General features: G+C 40.2%; 11 protein-coding genes. All 11 read left to right on the forward strand.

Annotated elements, in window-relative coordinates:
* Positions 1-303: 303 nt before the first annotated feature.
* Positions 304-1,305 carry a LacI family DNA-binding transcriptional regulator gene (locus tag ACYQ3L_RS27030; protein WP_379997781.1) on the forward strand — a complete coding sequence of 334 codons (1,002 nt, stop codon included), beginning with the start codon at positions 304-306 and terminating at the stop codon, positions 1,303-1,305.
* 72 nt (positions 1,306-1,377) lie between these two features.
* Positions 1,378-2,625, forward strand: coding sequence for a sugar MFS transporter (locus ACYQ3L_RS27035; RefSeq protein ID WP_379997779.1), 1,248 nt, complete (start codon positions 1,378-1,380; stop codon positions 2,623-2,625).
* A 36-nt stretch (positions 2,626-2,661) separates the two neighbouring features.
* Positions 2,662-3,822: a glycoside hydrolase family 172 protein gene (locus tag ACYQ3L_RS27040; RefSeq protein ID WP_379997777.1), complete on the forward strand. Its 1,161-nt coding sequence runs from the start codon at positions 2,662-2,664 to the stop codon at positions 3,820-3,822.
* A 222-nt stretch (positions 3,823-4,044) separates the two neighbouring features.
* Positions 4,045-6,624, forward strand: a complete 2,580-nt coding sequence (locus tag ACYQ3L_RS27045) for a GH116 family glycosyl hydrolase (RefSeq protein ID WP_379997775.1) — start codon at positions 4,045-4,047, stop codon at positions 6,622-6,624.
* Between the two features lie 4 nt (positions 6,625-6,628).
* Positions 6,629-7,870: a DUF6786 family protein gene (locus ACYQ3L_RS27050; protein ID WP_379997773.1), complete on the forward strand. Its 1,242-nt coding sequence runs from the start codon at positions 6,629-6,631 to the stop codon at positions 7,868-7,870.
* 36 nt (positions 7,871-7,906) lie between these two features.
* On the forward strand, positions 7,907-10,003 hold the full coding sequence (locus tag ACYQ3L_RS27055; protein ID WP_379997771.1) for a glycoside hydrolase family protein: 2,097 nt from the start codon (positions 7,907-7,909) through the stop codon (positions 10,001-10,003).
* A 12-nt stretch (positions 10,004-10,015) separates the two neighbouring features.
* Positions 10,016-11,947, forward strand: coding sequence for a glycoside hydrolase family 172 protein (locus ACYQ3L_RS27060; protein WP_379997769.1), 1,932 nt, complete (start codon positions 10,016-10,018; stop codon positions 11,945-11,947).
* Positions 11,948-11,975: 28 nt separating this feature from the next.
* On the forward strand, positions 11,976-13,751 hold the full coding sequence (locus ACYQ3L_RS27065) for an L-fucose isomerase (RefSeq protein ID WP_379997767.1): 1,776 nt from the start codon (positions 11,976-11,978) through the stop codon (positions 13,749-13,751).
* A gap of 197 nt (positions 13,752-13,948) precedes the next feature.
* Positions 13,949-17,053 (forward strand): SusC/RagA family TonB-linked outer membrane protein, encoded by a 3,105-nt coding sequence (locus ACYQ3L_RS27070; RefSeq protein ID WP_379997765.1) that lies wholly within the window; start codon positions 13,949-13,951, stop codon positions 17,051-17,053.
* A gap of 12 nt (positions 17,054-17,065) precedes the next feature.
* Positions 17,066-18,823 carry a RagB/SusD family nutrient uptake outer membrane protein gene (locus ACYQ3L_RS27075; protein ID WP_379997763.1) on the forward strand — a complete coding sequence of 586 codons (1,758 nt, stop codon included), beginning with the start codon at positions 17,066-17,068 and terminating at the stop codon, positions 18,821-18,823.
* Positions 18,824-18,845: 22 nt separating this feature from the next.
* Positions 18,846-19,256: a DUF4945 domain-containing protein gene (locus tag ACYQ3L_RS27080; RefSeq protein WP_379997761.1), complete on the forward strand. Its 411-nt coding sequence runs from the start codon at positions 18,846-18,848 to the stop codon at positions 19,254-19,256.
* The last annotated feature ends 205 nt before the right edge of the window (positions 19,257-19,461 follow it).

The raw sequence follows: 19,461 nt of genomic DNA on the forward strand, positions 1-19,461 counted from the left end.
TTTTCTTTGATATAATGCTATATCTATTTTATTATATTGTTTATAAACAGATGTTTATGTACTTTGTTTCTGTGAATAATATACTTCTTTTGCTTCAAAATAGAAGCGTAGAAAATTTATATATAAGCTGTGACTCAAATATGTTTGGAATTATGTTAAATGTTAAAATAAATGATCTATAAAAAAAAATAACAGATAAATTTGCTAAAACGATTTAATAATATTACGTTTGTATCATGGGGTGTCATAATTAGTTGTTAAAGAGTATAAAGCCCTATTGAATCGATCAGGTAAAATGAATTTATGGCTAGAGTTTCTATAAAAGATATTGCGGAAAAATTAGGTGTGTCCAGTGCTACGGTCTCTTTGGTTTTGAATGAAAAAGACAAAGATTCCCGTATTGGGAAGGAAGTTGCGGAAAAAGTCCGCCGGGCTGCAATTGAAATGAACTATAGGCCTAATATGGCTGCAAGAAGCTTGCGTACAGGGAAAACAAAGACTCTTGGCTTGATAGTTGCCGATATATCCAATCCTTTCTTTGCGAAACTGGCCAGGCATATTGAAAATATTGCGGAGGTTAAGGGGTATCAGGTTATGTTCGGCAGCTCTGATGAGTCTAGTGTCAAATTTGAGGGCCTTATTCACCTTTTTATAGAAAAAAATGTCGATGGTATAATTGTTGTGCCACCTCAAGACAGCGAAAAGGCTATGATGGAACTAGTAAAGCGTAAGGTGCCGGTAGTTTCTGTGGATAGAGGTCTCGAAGGTTTGCCTGTAAGTTCCATTCAGATTGATAATATAGGAGCTTCTTTTCAACTGACTAATATTCTGTTGGAGCAGGGTTGTAAACGTATCGGTTTTATGGCTTATAATATAAACCTGCCGAATATAAAGAAAAGATACGAAGGTTATGCTAAGGCTTTGAAAATGAATGGAGTTTCAGTTGATGCTGATCTTGTCCGTTCTGTGACATTCGAGAATTTTGAAGAAAATGTAAAGCAGGCTATAGCTGCATTGATGACCAAGAAGGTTGATTCTGTTGTTTTTGCAACCAACAGGGTGGGAGTACAGTCATTAATTGCGTTGAGAGAATTTGATAATTATCGCGATTTGAAATATGTAAGTATAGATAATCCGGATGAGTATATTTTTGCAGATATAGATATTACATGTATAGAACAGCCTGTGAAGGAACTTGGGGAAAGAACCCTGGATATATTATTCAAATATATAGAGAATCCGAAATATAAGATTGTGGAAAGCGTGACTCTACAAACAAATATTGTGGTTCCGGGGAAAAATTAACAAAAACGGAAAAGGTAATTTTTTTTTATTTTTAGTTAAACGTATAAGCATATTTTTATTAATAATACTATAATGGAAAAACACAAAAAAAGGAAGTTATCATTATTTGCCTCACCCGGCGGAGGGAGTTATTTAATCCCTTTCATTCTGGTTAGTAGCCTGTTTTTAATGTGGGGGATTGCTCATGGGTTACTTGATGTTCTGAATAAACATTTTCAGGAAGCGTTTACTATGACCAAGGCTCAATCGGGGTTTGTCCAATTCTCTACTTATATAGCATATGGTCTTATGAGTGTTCCCGCAGGGATGTTCATGCGCCGTTTTGGATATAAAAAGGGGATTATATTTGGCTTGTTGATTTACGCCGTAGGGTCCTTTTCTTTTCTTCCGGCGGCCTATCTTCATTCAGCCAATCCGTTTTTTATAGCACTGTTTGTTGTTGCGTGCGGATTATGCTTTCTTGAAACTGCGGCAAATCCTTATTCAACAGTGTTAGGACCGAAAGAACGTGGCGCGCAGCGGCTCAATTTGTCCCAGTCGTTAAACGGATTGGGGTGGATTCTTGGCCCACTTATCGGAGGTGCTCTTATCTTTGGGGCAGAAGAAGGGGATACGCTAGCTTTAACAAAGCCTTATATTCTACTTGGTATTTGTACGTTGGTTATTACAGTATTGTTCTTTTTTGTCAAACTTCCCGATATACAGGAGTCTGATGAGGAAGCCGTTCAGGAAGTTACCGAAAGCGGGCAAGATAAAGCCATACCATTATTCCAGCACCGGCATTTTGTGCTGGCGATAGCGGCTCTGGTCGCATATATGATGGCTCAATCGGGAATATTTGGTTTTTTTATCAATTATGTGATGGAGCAGGATCATAATATATCAAAAATAGAGGCTACGCAGTTATTATCATTCGGAGGTATGCTTTTATTTATGATTGGCAGGCTGTCGGGGAGCTTTATCATGGCAAAATTCAAGCCTCAGCATATTTTGTCTCTTTATGCTTTTATGTGTACTATATCCATGGTTCTGGTCATCCTTTCTTTAGGGAAGATATCTTTATATGCCCTATACATTAATTTCTTTTTCATGTCTATTATGTTTCCTACGATTTATGCATTAGGGCTTGTAAAAATGGGCGAGCACACAAAGCGTGCCGCATCATTCTTGACCATGGCTGTTGCAGGGGGAGCGTTTTCTCCGATTATAATGGGAGCATTAGGTGAAGAAAATATGGCTATCGGATTTTTTATTCCGCTCGCATGTTTCTTATTTATTTTATATTTTGGCCTGTATGGCTATAAACCGGCAAAAGGTTAAACCGAACTTTCAATTATTATCTAAAAATAAAATACCATGAAAAAAACTTGTTTTCTAATTAGTCTTTTTTTTATAACGCAGCTTTTATTCTCGCAAGAAGCGTTTAACGGTCTTGGTGTGGATATGAGTAATCTGCATCGGCTATCTAATGCAAAAACACGTTCTATCAGCCCTGAGAACTTTACAGGAGAAAAGGGTAAGGGAGGAATGGCCGATCCTGCTATGCAGGGAGATAAGCGAAATGTAGCGAACGCTCACCATGCTGCGCGCGATCTCGGGCCTACATGGAAGGTTAATCCGTATGTCCATATAGCGCCCGGCGAAACTTTTACATTAGCTGAGATTGAAGGTCCCGGAGCTATCCAGCATATTTGGATGACACCTACGGGCAACTGGCGCTTTTCCATCCTGCGTTTTTATTGGGACGATGAAAAAGAACCTTCGGTAGAATGTCCTGTCGGAGACTTTTTCGGTATGGGATGGGGTGTTTATGCTCCTCTAAGCTCATTGGCCATATGCGTTAATCCGGGAAGTGCATTCAATTGTTACTGGACAATGCCTTTCCGTAAGAAATGTAAGATCACCATGGAAAATGTCAATCCGGGAGATGCGATGGTGCTTTATTATCAAGTTGACTATACTCTGACTGATGTCCCGGCTGATGCAGGGTACTTCCATGCGCAATTCCGCCGTACACATTACAATGAAACATCAGATTATACAATGATTGACGGAGTTAAAGGAAAAGGACATTACGTGGGTACATATATGGCCCAGGGAGTAAATAATAATGGATGGTGGGGCGAAGGAGAAATCAAATTCTTTATGGATGGAGATACTAAATATCCTACTATTTGCGGTACCGGCGCGGAAGATTATTTCTGTGGATCTTACAACTTTGACCGCGAAGGACAGTATAAAGAATTTTGTACGCCTTATGCAGGATTGCATCAGGTTATTCGTCCCGATGGAACTTATCGTTCCCAGCAACGCTTCGGTATGTATAGATGGCATATAACAGATCCTGTACGTTTCGAAAAAGATCTCAAAATAACGATTCAAGATTTGGGCTGGAGAGCAGGCGGACGTTACCTGCCTCAAAAATCGGATATATCTTCAGTCGTTTTTTGGTATCAAAGCGAACCACATGCTAAATTTCCGAAATTGCCGGGTTGGCAGGATTTAGAGGTTAATTAATAATTTAGGTTACTTGTCTGAAGGGGGAAGATAAGGTTTACATCCCCCTTTAGATTCTGTCCGGGAATATATTTATAAGATACTTCTTGTCCCTCTTAAGATAATAAGTAAGAAAACGAAAACGTATAAGTCCTGAAGGCTTATTATAATCTACTCTTAATGTTTTTTGATACCTTATCATAAAGGTATATTCGTCATCCTTAATTTAACGAGACTGTATCTATGAAAAAAGTACACCATAGCCTGTTATGTATGGCTGTGATTGGGTTGGCATCTCTTATATGTTGTACCCAGAAAAGTAATAGGGAACGACTCCGGATCTATAATGAAAAATATACAGGGGATTATACAAACCGGATTGCCTTCCCTATAGGGGGAATGGGAACAGGGATGTTTTGTATCGAAGGAAGTGGTGCGATATCAAATATGTCGTTGCGGCATCGTCCAGAGGTTTTTCATGAACCTGCCATGTTTGCGGCCCTTCATATAAAAGATGTCAACAATACAACCAAAATCTTAGAAGGTCAGGTCCCTGACTGGAAAAAGTTTGGAATGCCGCTCTCTGCTTTAGGTGGAGGTGGGACATGGGGGCTACCCCGTTATAAGGAAAATACCTTTACTGCTCGTTTTCCATTTGCCGAAATAGAGTTGAAAGACGATCAAATGCCTGTGGATGTAAAAATAAACGCATGGAATCCATTTATCCCTACAGATGCTGATAACTCGAGCCTGTCGGTAGGGGGATTGGAATATGAATTCAAAAATACAGGCGATACTGTCATCGAAGCAATTTTTTCGTACAATACACGCAATTTTATGTATGTACACGGGAAAGGTACCTCTTGTATAAAATCACACGAAAATGGCTTTATTCTATACCAGTCCGGAGCCGGGGATGAACCTTTTCATCAGGGTGAGTTTGCTATATTTACTGATGATCCTGAAACTAAGGTAAATCATAACTGGTTCAGAGGAGGGTGGTTTGACCCGCTGACTATCTGTTGGAATAATGTCGTTACAGGAACAATAGAAAACAATCCACCCGAATTAGAGGGGGCTACCGGAGCGTCATTGTTTGTTCCCGTGAAACTAGAACCCGGAGAAGTTAAAACAGTGAAACTCTATATGGCTTGGTATGTACCTTACTCTAATCTGCGCATAGGCGGAGATCCTAAATCCGGATCGGACTATCCAAATATCCCTGAATGTACAGATAGTACAACAAAATGCTATCCTTATGATAATAAAGGGGATGGGAATTACCGTCCATGGTATAGTAATAAATTTGAGAACATAAAAGAAGTTTCTGCTTACTGGCTTAAAAACTATAATGATCTGAAATCAAAGACCAAACTATTTACAGAGGCTTTCTATAATAGTACGCTTCCTGCGGAAGTGATTGAAGCCGTTGCGGCTAATCTTACAATATTAAAATCCCCGACAGTCTTCCGCCAGTACGATGGACGTATGTGGAACTGGGAAGGGTGCGGAGATACCTGGGGATCGTGTCATGGTTCCTGTACACATGTTTGGAATTATGCGCAGGCAGTGCCCCATCTGTTTCCGGCAATGGAACGCACATTGCGGGAGACAGAATATTATGCAGGCCAAAATAAGGAAGGCCATCAGGTATTCCGGAACAATTTGCCTATACGTCCTGTTATTCACGATTTCCATTCGGCAGCGGACGGACAGCTCGGCGGTATCATGAAGGTCTATCGCGAATGGCGTATATCGGGCGATAATAATTGGCTCAAAGAAATATATCCATTCGTAAAAGCAAGTATGGACTACTGTATCAGGACATGGGACCCGCGTGAAGTAGGGGCGATAGAAGAGCCTCATCATAATACCTACGATATTGAATTCTGGGGAGCTGATGGTATGATTACAAGTTTCTATACCGGGGCATTACAGGGGATATGTTTGATGGGGGAATATTTGGGAGAAGATATTTCACGTTACGAAGCGCTGATGGACAAGAGTAAAGTATATATGGAAACAAAGCTTTTCGATGGTGAATATTTTATTCAGAATATACAATGGAAAGGTTTGAATGCGGACGATCCGACTAAAGTACAGGCATTTAATTCGGGCTATTCGGATGAAGCCCTTAAAATATTGGAGGCAGAAGGTCCTAAATATCAATACGGCAAGGGCTGTTTGTCAGATGGTATATTAGGTTCGTGGATGTCAATTGTATGCGGAATGCCTGAGATAATAGATAAAACGAAAGTTACGAGTCACTTGAATGCCGTGCATAAATATAACCTGAAACATGATTTACGCGAACACGCGAACCCTCAACGCCCAACGTTTGCAATGGGTAATGAAGGTGGCTTGCTTCTCTGCTCCTGGCCGAAAGGAGGTAAACCTAAACTCCCGTTTGTATATAGTGATGAGGTGTGGACAGGTATTGAATATCAGGTTGCTGCACATCTGATGTTCGAGGGCGAAGTAGAGAAAGGTTTGGAAATAGTGCGTACATGCCGTGACCGTTATAATGGAAAAGTACGTAATCCTTTCAATGAGTATGAATGCGGAGCATGGTATGCCCGTGCAATGGCCAGCTATGCCCTTTTGGAGGGACTGACCGGTATCCGCTATGATGCAGTAGATAAGACAATTTATTTCGACTCCCGCATTGGGAATGATTTTGTGTCTTTCCTTTCAACCAATACCGGATTTGCAAATGCGGGATTGAAAAATGGAAAGCCGTTTCTGGAGGTTAAATACGGAGAAATCGATATTCAGGAGTGCCTGGTTTCGGGAAAACATCACCAAATAGATATAAAAAAATAATAATATGATTAAAATCAGTCAATTTATAGCCCTGATCTTGGCTTTAGGCCTATTGTTCAGTTGTGCTAATTCTAACAAGAAGGGAAAAGAAACCGCTATGGAAAATTATGAAAAAGGAACATTCGGATACGATCTGAATTATCTGTCTGAAAAAGACAGCTTGATAATACTGAAAGGGGATAATGAAGCTCAGGTAATCGTCTCTCCCAAATATCAGGCAAAAGTATTCACCAGTACTGTTGATGGGGCAAGTGGCAGGAGTATGGGGTTTATTGGTTATAAAGCTTTCGAACTGGCTGTTCCTGATGAACATATGAATGGCTATGGAGGCGAAAATCGTTTTTGGCTTGGGCCTGAAGGTGGAAAATACTCTGTCTATTTCGAAAAGGGAAAGGAGCAGGTCTATGATAACTGGCATACACCTAAGCCTATTGATATAGAACCATGGGAATTGATTTCGGCAACTGGCCAACAGGTTGTTATGAAAAAAGAGATGGAGGTAAAGAACTTTCTTGGGACGCAATTTAAGTTGAATGTAGACCGTACTGTCGAATTATTAGATGGAGAGCAAATAAAGTCCCTGCTAGGTATCCGGTTAGCTGATGAAGTGAAATATGTTGCATATAGTACCCGTAATATTATTACCAATAAAAATGATTTTGAATGGACTAAAGCTACGGGTACGATTTCTACATGGATATTGGATATGTTTATCCCGGCACCAAAAGCTGTAACTATTATTCCATTTAATAAGGGTGATGAAAAAACGATGGGTAAAATCGTGACCAGTGATTATTTCGGCGAAATTCCTGCTGACAGATTAGCTGTAAAAGAAGAGACCATCTACCTGAAGACAGATGGTGCCCAGCGGGGGAAATTAGGTTTGAATTCATTCAGGACAAAAGGTATTGCCGGAAATTATGATCCTGGACTGAATAGATTAACTATCACTACTTTCGATGTGGAAAAAGGAGCTACTTATCTTAATCAGGAATGGAATCCTTCGAAAGATCCGCTTGTCGGCGATGCTATGAATGCATACAACGACGGACCTCTTGAAGATGGTAGTATAATGGGGCCTTTCCTGGAAGTGGAGAGTTGCTCCCCGGCCGCTTTCCTCAAACCAAATGAGTCCCAGGCTCATAATCATAATGTATTCCATTTTGTGGGAGAACCTGCTCATTTGACAAAAATAACGGAAAAACTGCTTGGAGTTTCTATAGATGATATTACCAATGCATTTTAAATGAAATAATTATAAAAGGGGCACAATATATCAGATATGAATAAACGGATATATCATTTGTTAGTAATTAGTTTTCTGCCTCTCTTTTCAAGTCTTCTTTTTCCGGTTAGGGTATTAGGTGAAGAGTTGTTAGAGATAAGAAAACTACCAAAAGAATTTCAGACTGTAATTCACAGTATCGAGTTTAATCGTTTAGGTTCAATTAATCCTCAGCAGGAAATAAAGAACCTAGACAACGGTTTGGTTCATGTCAGGCTTATATTTGATTTGCCTGCCGAAATAAAACAAGATGACTGGCAGCTAACGATACAGCCTGCGTTTATCCCTGACTTTAATTGGGCCCCTCATATTACTCCCGGAGAGAAGAACATTATCGATCAACATGTTTTTCGTAGTCCTGCTATGATCGTGACTGATAATAATCAGGGATTAGCTGTAATACCGGATATCAATATTATGAAAAATGGCACTCCTACACGATGGTATATGGATATGATCGCTTCGGAAAATAAGCTTGTATTAGGTATGAGTGAAACACTTGTATCAGGACATGTTATCTATGAGCGCAAAGAAGGAGCAGTATATCCTAAAGGAAGGGTTGAATTCGGCTTTTATCTGATGAAATATGCGGATAAAGAAGATCTGGAAAATCCTTTTCGCAGACCGTTAAAGTTCTTCTGGAAAAATTGGGGAAAGAAACTGTATGAAGAAGGAAATCCGATAAAAGGAGATTTGGAACCTTATGTCGATTATACTTACAACTGGGCGTTCAATACATGGAAAGATGCCGTTTGGCAAGAATTTATGTTAGGTGATAAGAAAGTGGGTGCTCCGGTGTTTATCGTAAATACAACTCAAAGTCCTAATTACCCCGGCAGAGTAAATGAGAGGGAGTTTCGGTCGATATGGAATCAGGCATGGTTTAGTTCTTTGCGTTCGGCAAGTGGATTGTATCGTTATGCCCGTCGCAAAGGCGATAAGGAACTATTGAATAAGGCGCTACTCTCAAAAGAATTAGCTTTGGCCACTCCCATGAAAGAAGGTTTTTTCTATGGGCTGATCGGTACGGAGATGGAAACGGTAGAAACTGAAGGGAAGCAATATAACCGTTCGAAAGGCTGGGATACTTATTATTGGGGAAACTCCAATAGAAATCCATATACCTGGGATGCACGGAAATCTCCTTTCCATATTCTGGATATGAGTTGGACTGCTACCCTGATGCTGCGTTGGTATGAAGAATTAGAGAAAGATGAACGGTTACTGGAATATACCCGGAAATACGCGGACGCCTTATTACAAAAGCAGGATGCAAAAGGGTTCTTCCCGGGATGGCTCGACATGGAAACTCTGGAACCGATGGAATATCTTAACGATTCGCCGGAGACATCAATGAGCGTTACTTTCTTGCTCAAGCTGTATGAGTTAACTAAAATTGAAAAATACCATTCATCTGCATTAAGAGCATTAGATGCCGTATGTAAGGAGATTGTGCCTGTCGGACGGTGGGAGGATTTTGAAACTTACTGGTCATGTTGCCGTTTGGGAACACCGGAATGGGTAGGGAAGAAAGTAGAGAGGAACAATATGTACAAGCAATGTAATTTTTCTATCTTTTGGACAGCGGAAGCTCTTCTCGAAAGCTATAGAATAACTAAGAATAAGGAATATCTCAAACTTGGTCAGCGCACACTTGATGAGATGCTTATGACACAAACCGTATGGCAGCCTCCCTATATTTATGTAAATGCAGTGGGTGGATTTGGTGTAATGAATGCAGACGGAGAATGGAATGACTCTCGTCAAAGCCTTTTTGCCGAAACGATTCTTCAATATGGAAAACTGCTGAATAAAAAAGAATACAATGAGCGGGGTTTATCTGCGATCCGGGCTTCATTCTCAATGATGTATTGTCCTGAAAATCCTTTAGCCAAAGAGCAATGGGAAAGAGTCTGGCCATTCTTCAATGAAAAAGACTATGGCTTTACGATGGAAAACTACGGGCACGACGGCCGGACAAGTAAGGACGGGATAGGTATAGGTGAATTCACTATTTATGATTGGGGTAATGGGGCTGCTGCTGAGGCATATAATCGCATCCGTGATAAATTTGGCATTGAGATATTCAGATAATATATACTAAATATGAAAAAATTAATTTTTATTATTTTCGGATTTTTACTTGTTTTTCCTGCATACTCACAAAAGAAGAAAAATGCGGGTGACATTACCTTGGTCAGCGAATTGGAGCAATTATACAATTTTGCATTATTACCTCAATACCGGACCGGGATAATGGAACAAGAATCAAGTTATGACCGTACGGGAAACAATGATGACGGTTTTTCGGGGAAATATTCCTATCTACGCAAGGAAAATGGGAAATTGGTATTGGCCGATTACAAAGGACCTGGCGTTATTAATCGTATTTGGACGCCCACACCGACTACAGATACAATACAATTCTATATTGATGGCGAAAAAACTCCACGTATCAGTATTCCTTTTATAGACTTGTTTTCAGGAAGGATTTTTCCTTTTGTTAATCCGGTTTGCGGAAATGAAATAGGAGGATACTATTGTTATGTACCTATTCAATTTGCAAAATCATGTAAAATAGTATTTTGTGGTGAGAAGATCATGTTTCATCAGATACAATACCGTCCTTATCCGGAGAATGTGCAAACAGAGTCTTTCAGTATGATATGGAATACAAAGCAAAAAGAGGCTCTGAACACGGCTTGTAATTTTTGGCTCCATCAAGTTAAACCTTTAACTAGCTTGAATAAGGCTGAACAGCTGGTAGAAACAAAAGAATTTTTTATTGCTCCGGGAGAAGCTGTTCCTTTTTTCTCAGCCAATGAAGGAGGACGTATATCCGGCATTGAGTTGGATTTTGGCCCGGCTCTGGAAGGTAAATATAAAGATATTATGTTGAAAGCGCAGTGGGATGATGATGAGTCTCCTGCTATTTACAGTCCCGCCGCCGATTTCTTTGGCTACGCATATGGAAAACCGGCCATGCAAAGTCTTTTACTGGGCTCTTTTCAGACAATCAACTATTCATATATCCCTATGCCGTATAGTAAAAAAGCGAGGCTGAGCCTTGTATATGAAAAAAGGCAGGATATAAACCAATCGAAGGTAGAAGTAAAAGCCAGGGTATTTTATACAAAAGAAGCACAGAACCCCGAAAAAGAAGGCCGTCTATATAGTATCTGGCGCCGGGAAATTAATCCAAAGGAATTCGAACCCTATTTATTTGCAGACATCAAGGATCGGGGGCATTATATAGGGATCATACATATTGCTCAAGCTTTACGCCCGGGTATGACTCTGTTTTTCGAAGGAGATGATTCTACTGTAGTCGATAATAAATTGAGGATGCATGGTACAGGGTCGGAAGATTACTACAATGGAGGATGGTATGCCTTGCTCGATAGATGGGATAGAGGGGTGAGTTTGCCTATACATGGATCTCTCGATTATTCCTTACCGATGGCACGCACCGGAGGATATCGTTTTTTTATGACGGATAAAGTTACATTCGATAAGAACCTTCTGGTTACGATCGAACATGGACCTGAGCAAAACAGATTTCCTGTCGATTATACATCTCTGGCATTCTATTACGGATCAAAACCTGCTGAATGTGGTGTGTTTCCGACCGAAGAACTGCGTACGGTCTATGAGCCTTCTACACATATCTTTTATCCACAGTTAATGAACCTGTCGATCGGTCATGGACTGAAAGTTGAAAACAAAGATCGTTTGATCGCGGATACTGAAAATGAGGGAATGGTGCGCATTATGCTGGATGAAGTACCAGAGGGTGTCTATAAAATTAAGCTGACCTATTATAAAACTCCCGATGGAGGAGCTTTTGAAGTCTGGAACAGGCAAAAGCAAATAAAATCGTGGGAAGATGTATACAGCAAGACTGAAGAAAAAATGGAGGATGCAGAGTTAGGGATATTTACTCTTACCAGACATACAAATTCTATTTCAATTAAAGTGAAAAAAACAGAGAAGGGATCAAAATTTCACTTCGATATACTGACACTTGAGAAACAATAAAGAAAAAGTAATATTAAAAAAGTAAAAAATGAAAAAAACGAACTATCCAAAAATTGGGATTCGCCCTGTTATTGACGGGCGCAGGAGAGGTATCCGTGAGTCTTTAGAAGATACAGTGATGAATATGGCAAAAAGGGTTGCTGAATTTTATAGCACAAATCTTCGCTATCCGGATGGATCACCTGTGCAATGCGTCATCGCGGATACATGTATTGGCGGTGTTAAAGAAGCGGCTGACTGTGCAGAGAAGTTTGAAAGGGAAAATGTTGGAGTTTCTCTCTCCGTAACAGCATGCTGGTGTTATGGATCAGAAACAATAGATATGAATCCTCTGATACCAAAAGCAATATGGGGCTTTAACGGCACTGAGCGTCCGGGTGCCGTATATCTGGCTGCTGCTCTTGCCGCACATACGCAAAAAGGCCTCCCTACTTTCGGAATTTACGGACGCGATGTTCAGGATATGGGTGATCCTGTGATACCTGAAGATGTTCAGGAAAAATTGTTACGTTTTGCTAAAGCAGGCCTTGCAGTAGCCATCATGCGGGGGAAATCTTATTTGGCTATCGGATCTGTCTCGATGGGGATAGGTGGATCTATCGTAAACCCTGATTTTCTTCAGGAATATCTGGGTATGCGTACCGAATATGTAGATTGTTCCGAAGTGCTTCGGAGGATTCAGCAGGAGATATATGATAAGGATGAATTTGAAAAAGCACTGGCTTGGACCAAGAAAAACTGTGTTGTGAATGAATTACCGGATCATAATCCTGAAACAATCCGGCGCTCGCGTGAGCAGAAAGACCAAGACTGGGAATTTGTAGTGAAAATGACTTTAATCATGCGCGATCTGATGATAGGCAATGATAAGTTATGGGATATGGGATTTGGAGAAGAAGCAATGGGGCACAACGCTATTGCCGGAGGATTCCAGGGACAGCGCCAGTGGACAGATTTTCTTCCGAACGGCGATTTTTCTGAAGCAATTCTTAATACATCTTTTGACTGGAATGGCATACGTGAGCCTTTTACATTTGCGACAGAGGATGATCATCTGAATGGGATATCAATGTTATTTGGTAAATTATTAACAAATACGGCTCAGATATTTGCAGATGTAAGAACATATTGGAGTCCTGCAGCTTTGGAAAGGGTTACAGGCTGGAAACCGGACGGCCTGTTGGAGAATGGGGCTATCCACCTGATCAATTCCGGAGCATGTACTTTGGATGCTACAGGAGAGCAAACCAAATATGGTAAACCTGTAATGAAACCTTTCTGGGAAATAGACGAAGAGGAAGTAAATGCTATGCTTAAAGCGACAAAGTGGGGGCCTTCTTCCTTAGAATATTTCCGTGGAGGTGGTTATTCTTCCAAGCTTTTGTCAAAAGCCGGAATGCCTGTTACAATGTGCCGCATTAATCTGGTGAAAGGGCAAGGGCCTGTTATTCAGATAGCAGAAGGATGGACAGCTACATTCCCGGAAGAAATATTTAATATAATTGATCAGCGTACAGATAAAACCTGGCCGTCTACATTTTTTGTGCCCAGACTTAACGGACAAGGCCATTTTAAAGATGTGTACTCTGTTATGAATTATTGGGGAGCCAATCATGGAGCTATCAGTTACGGGCATATCGGAGCAGATCTGATTTCGCTTGCTTCCATGTGTTCTATCCCTGTCTGTATGCATAATGTGGATGAGGATAAGATATTCCGTCCATCGGCATGGAGTGCCTTTGGTTCTGATACTGAAGGTTCTGATTATAGGGCATGTAATACATATGGCCCGATCTATAAATAGAAGGTCGATATAAAAACAGGAGGAGTTTTCTCCTAAGCTCTTCCTGTTTATAATCTTTAAAATCAATAATAAGATTTTTTACACTGTTTCACCTTAAACTAAAAATTATGAAAAAGGAACTGCTATGTAATCTCAGAATTATATTGTTTCTAAAACTATGGAAAAACATATATCGAAAGTCACTTATTCTAATGCTAATGATTTTCACATCAGTTGGCCTGTTTGCGATAAACGGTACTGATGAGGCATACCAAAAAAGAATAGTTACAGGTACGGTATTTGAACTTGAAACCGGAGAGACTCTGCCCGGGGTGAGTGTCTTTATTAAGGACACTCAAAAAGGTACGATGACTGATGCTAATGGAAAGTACACATTGGAAGCAGATTCAGAAAGTGCTATTCTTGTCTTTAACTTTATTGGAAAAAAAACGATTGAAGTCGTAGTCGGGAATCAGAGCACGATTAATGTAAATATGGAGAACGATGCTACCATGTTGCAAGAGGTGATTTATACCGGTTATATGACTCAGAAGAAGGCTGATTTGACGGGATCACTATCTATTGCCAATGCTGCTGATTTAGCAAAAAATCCGTCAGCGAATGCAATGAAGTCTCTTCAGGGAAAACTTTCAGGAGTATATATTACTACTAACGGAGGTGATCCGGCAGAAGGAGTTAATATACAAATCAGGGGACTTTCATCTTTATCGGGAGGAATTAAGCCTTTGATAGTATTAGATGGGATGCCAACTGAAAACCTGAATCTTCGTGATATAAACTCAGGAGATATTGAGTCTATCCAAGTCTTGAAGGATGCGGCTTCTGCAAGTATATACGGAGCCAGGGCTTCAGGAGGAGTAGTATTGGTTCAGACTAAGAAAGGAGTAGCTGGCACAACCAAAGTCGAATATAACGGGAGTGTTTCTTTCAATACCGTATTGAATAAGCCGAAACTGATGAATGCGGAACAATACGGGATTGCGACTTTCAGGGCGCAGGCATATGACGAAGAGATATATGGGATGGCTATGTCATTACCATCTACCTACGATTTCATATGGCATAGAGATGCTAACGGAAGAGCTATACTGGATGCGGCGCGACCGGCTGAATGGCTTAATGCCGACAAAACGGTAAGAGGTTCTGATACAAACTGGATGGATGAGGTTCTCAGGACAGCAATAATGACTAATCATCAATTAACTGTTTCCAGTGGATCGGATAAATCGAAAAGTTTATTTTCGCTTGGCTATTACGACAATCAGGGAACACAAATTCATACATATTTCAGACAGTATTCAATACGGGTCAATACGGAGTATAATCTGATAAATAACCGGTTGAAGATAGGGGAAAATCTTGCTGTGTCCTATTTGCAGTACAGGGATGGGAATGAAACGCGTTGGGCTATGATTATGCCTCCGGCGGTTCCCGTTTATGACGTCAATGGAGGATGGGCAGGAGCTGCTGGTTTTGATGACTTTACAAACCCTGTGCGTGTATTGACAAACAATAAAGACAATACTAACAACTATGTAAAAGTAATAGGTAATGTTTTTCTGGACCTTGATATCTGGAAGGGGATATCTGCCCGCACACAGTTTGGTGTAGATTACGGGAATGCATATAACAGGACTCTGGATCGTGCCTGGTCCGAAAACGGAGGACGGAATAGTGACGGCGAAAACTATGTAGGAAATAGCCAGTCTCATCCTCTTAGCTATGTTTGGACTAACACTATGTCTTATAATATGAATAAAGGGAAACATAGTCTTGATGCCGTACTTGGATTGGAACTGACAAGGTTTGTACAAGAAGGGTTCTCAGCAAGAAGAGAAGGTGTCTATCTTGAAGACCGTGACTTCGCTCACTTAGGGATAACTACTGGATCAAAATATTCTCTTGGAAGTTCTGCCGATGAGTATACATATTTCTCCGTATTTGGAAAAGCCAATTACGTTTATGATACAAAGTATTTGTTTTCAGCCACGTTGCGTCGGGATGGATCTTCTCTTTTCGGTGCAAATAATCGTTATGCGACGTTCCCTGCATTCTCGGCAGGATGGCGGATTAATAACGAACCTTTCATGGCGGACTTTAACTTTATATCTGACCTCAAGTTGCGTGCCAGCTGGGGAGCAAACGGCAGTGTACAAGGTTTACCCAGAGGTTATACATCTACTCCGTTCACAACCGATTATTTCGGGACATCTTATCCTATAGAAGGAAATGAGACCGGGCCTTTATATTCGGGTTATAGGAGAACATGGTTGGGTAATCCGGATCTCAAATGGGAAACAACAACACAGACCGATCTTGCTGTAGATTTCGGATTCCTTAATCAACGGATAAACGGCTCGTTAGGATATTATTATAAGAAGACATCAGATATATTGGTTCAAACACCTTACATTGCAGCGATGGGTGAAGGTGGCGAACCTTGGATTAATGGTGCTGATATGAATAATAAAGGGATAGAATTTTCCATTAGTTATAGTAACGATCCTAAATCAGCCTTTCAGTACACTATCTCGGCCAATATAGGAACCTATAAAACCAAAATAATAGATCTTCCCGAAAACGTAATTAATAAATATCCGGGCGATGGGGTACTTGACCTTGTTACCGGAAGAACTCCTAATATACTTTATGGCTTAGTTGCTGATGGCATATTTAAGACACAGGAGGAAGTTGATAACCATGCCGAACAGAAAGGAAAGGCTGTCGGCCGTATTCGCTACAAAGATCTCGATGGAAATGGAGTGGTAGACGAAGTATATGACAGAACATATATCGGAGTTACAGATCCAGATTTCTTCGGAGGGATCACATTTGACCTTAAATACCGCAATTTTGATATGAATATATTCTTCCAGGGTGTTTATGGCAATAAAGTAAATAATATCTGGAAACAAGAATCCGACTTATGGAATATAACTGTACCGGCTCATAAAAATCATCCGGAGAGAATATTAGGTGCCTGGTCATTCGATAATCCTAATTCAGATATTCCAGCTATATCTAATTCGACACAAAATGCAGAACATCGTTTCTCCAGCTATTTTGTAGAAGATGGGTCTTATCTCAAACTGAGGAATATAGAATTAGGGTATACACTTCCAAAGAAAATATCAGGTAAGATGTTGATGCAGAACCTAAGAATCTATACTTCGGCACGAAACGTCTTAACTCTGAAGAAAAGCTGGGGTAAAGATAAATACACAAGTTTCGATCCGGAGATGCCCGGTTACGGTTATTTGACTCCATTCTCATTAACATTTGGACTTAATGTTACATTCTAAATCTTAGTATCTATGAAAAAGTTTAAATTAATAATATTCGTTTTAGCTTTCTTTTTCGCAGCAAATAGTTGTTCCGATTTTTTAGATGTGGCTCCCAAACAAGTATTGGATGAATCGTTGCTTACGAAACCTGAAGATATGGAAGGCTTTGTAACTGCAGCATATGCAAGAATGACAGATATACCGTCCTGGGATTCACCTTTTGCACCCTGGTGGTCAGGTTCATTACGTTCCGACGATTCTTATAAAGGTGGAGGAGGTACATGGGATGGAGATGGCTGGCATTTTATGGAAACCTTTGTGGGCGTAACTCCAAATGGATGGCCTCTCGATTACCCATGGTATGTATCATATCAGGTAATACAGAGATGTAATACCGCTTTGCAAAGACTGGAGACAATCACTGAAGATGAATTTCCCGCCAGGAACGCCAGAATGGGAGAAATGAAGTTTATTCGGACTTTTACGCTTTATCGTATTAAGCTGTTCTGGAAATATGTGCCTTATATTGACGAGAAGGTTGTTGGGACTTCCTCTGCTTTTGAATCAGTACCGAACAGGGAAAAAGATATGCCAAACGATCTGTACTTATGGGAAAAACTGTTGAACGATTTTAAAGACGCGGAAAACCTTCTGCCCGAAAGCCAGGTGGATAAAGGGCGCATAACGAAGAATGCAGCAACGGCAATGATTGCCCGGGTACTGCTTTCTATGGCCTATGAGCAGGATGAAAGACACCGTGTAACAACCATCAATAAAGACAGATTAACAGAAGCCCTGGTATATCTCAATAAGTTGACGGAGCAGGAAGGTAAAGCTGTTGGGTTATGCGATGATTTTGGAGATAATTTTGATATTGCTTTTGATAATAATACGAAAGAATCTATATGGGAAATACAATATTCGATCGATGACGGTAGCTCTACAGGAGGGAAAATAAACAGAAGTGAAGGATTGAATCATCCATGGCAATGGGCCGGATTTCAATGCTGTGGTTTTCACCATGTGAGTTACACAATGGGAAATGCTTTCAAAACCGGAACAGACGGATTGCCGATGTTTGATACTTACAATGTCGGTAGCTATGCTGATGGGGATAACGAATTTTTCGGTAAAAATACATTCGATCCCCGTTTTAGTCATACTGCCGCCGTTCCGGGACAACCCTATAAATATGATCCTTTTCTGATCTTCGAACAAAAAGCAATTCGTAATCCGGCTGAATATGGATATCTGAAATCAATAAAGGAACTGGTCCATCCTAATTGTAATTGTTTGCTATATGATGGCTGGCAGTTCAATTCGATGAATAAAAGGATGATTCGTTACGATGAAGTATTACTATGGAAAGCCGAGGCGCTCATACAGTTGGATAGATGGGATGAAGCCTTGCCGTTAATCAACAAAATTCGGGAGCGGGCGGCAAAAAGTACTATCCGTTTGAGGAAAGCGGATGGATCGCCAATCTTGAATTACAAATGTGAAACATATAAGCCCGGAATCAATTGCACCTGGACTAAAGATTTTGCTATGAAAGCATTACAATGGGAAAACCGTTTGGAAATGGCTTGCGAAGGACGCCGGTTCTTCGATTTGCAGCGGTGGGGTATTTTGGAAAAAACGATGAATGATTATTTCGCTGTTGAGAAAAATAGATTTTCCTGGATGGATAATGCGCGCTTTACAGCGGGTAGAGATGAGTATTTCCCAATTCCGTTACCTCAAATGAAATGGGCAAAAGGTAATTATACACAGAATCCGGGGTATTAATATTGAAAATAAAGATATGATTATGAAAAATATAGCTAGAATGCTGATCATAGCGCTTACTATTATGTCATTTACAAGCTGTTATGATAGAGATGTTATTGATTATAAAGAATTCGGTCATTCTTTACCTGAGATTGAAAATTTGAGTTATACAAAACATGATAATCTAGTCAAATTATCATGGCAGATTCCTGCAAATATATCGGATGATTTCAGACGGCCGTTGGAAGTCAGTATACAGGTAGTAGAGAATAATATTTACAGAGAAATAGTTATAGTCGAAAATGAAGGAACATCTCGCGATATAACAATCGATACAAGTAAGAAATATCGGTTTGTTGTGAAACTTCTGGGTTATCTGACCAACGAAGCAAAAGAAGAGGGTAAAACAGACAGGGTTTATTCGGAAGGGCAGGTTATTCATATTGAATGAATGAGTGTATAGGAATACCTGAAGATTCAGATGATTTTATCGGGTATTGGTCTTTTTCCGTGTAGGTCTTGCATATGGTGGATAAATTGTAATTTGATAACTGAAAAGCAAAATCTAAGGAACGAATTTACCGATACCCGGTACGATAAACAAGAATGATCTTATTAAAAAATTATATATAGATACTTATGCTAAAATTATGATT

It is taken from the genome of Dysgonomonas termitidis, assembly GCF_054657735.1.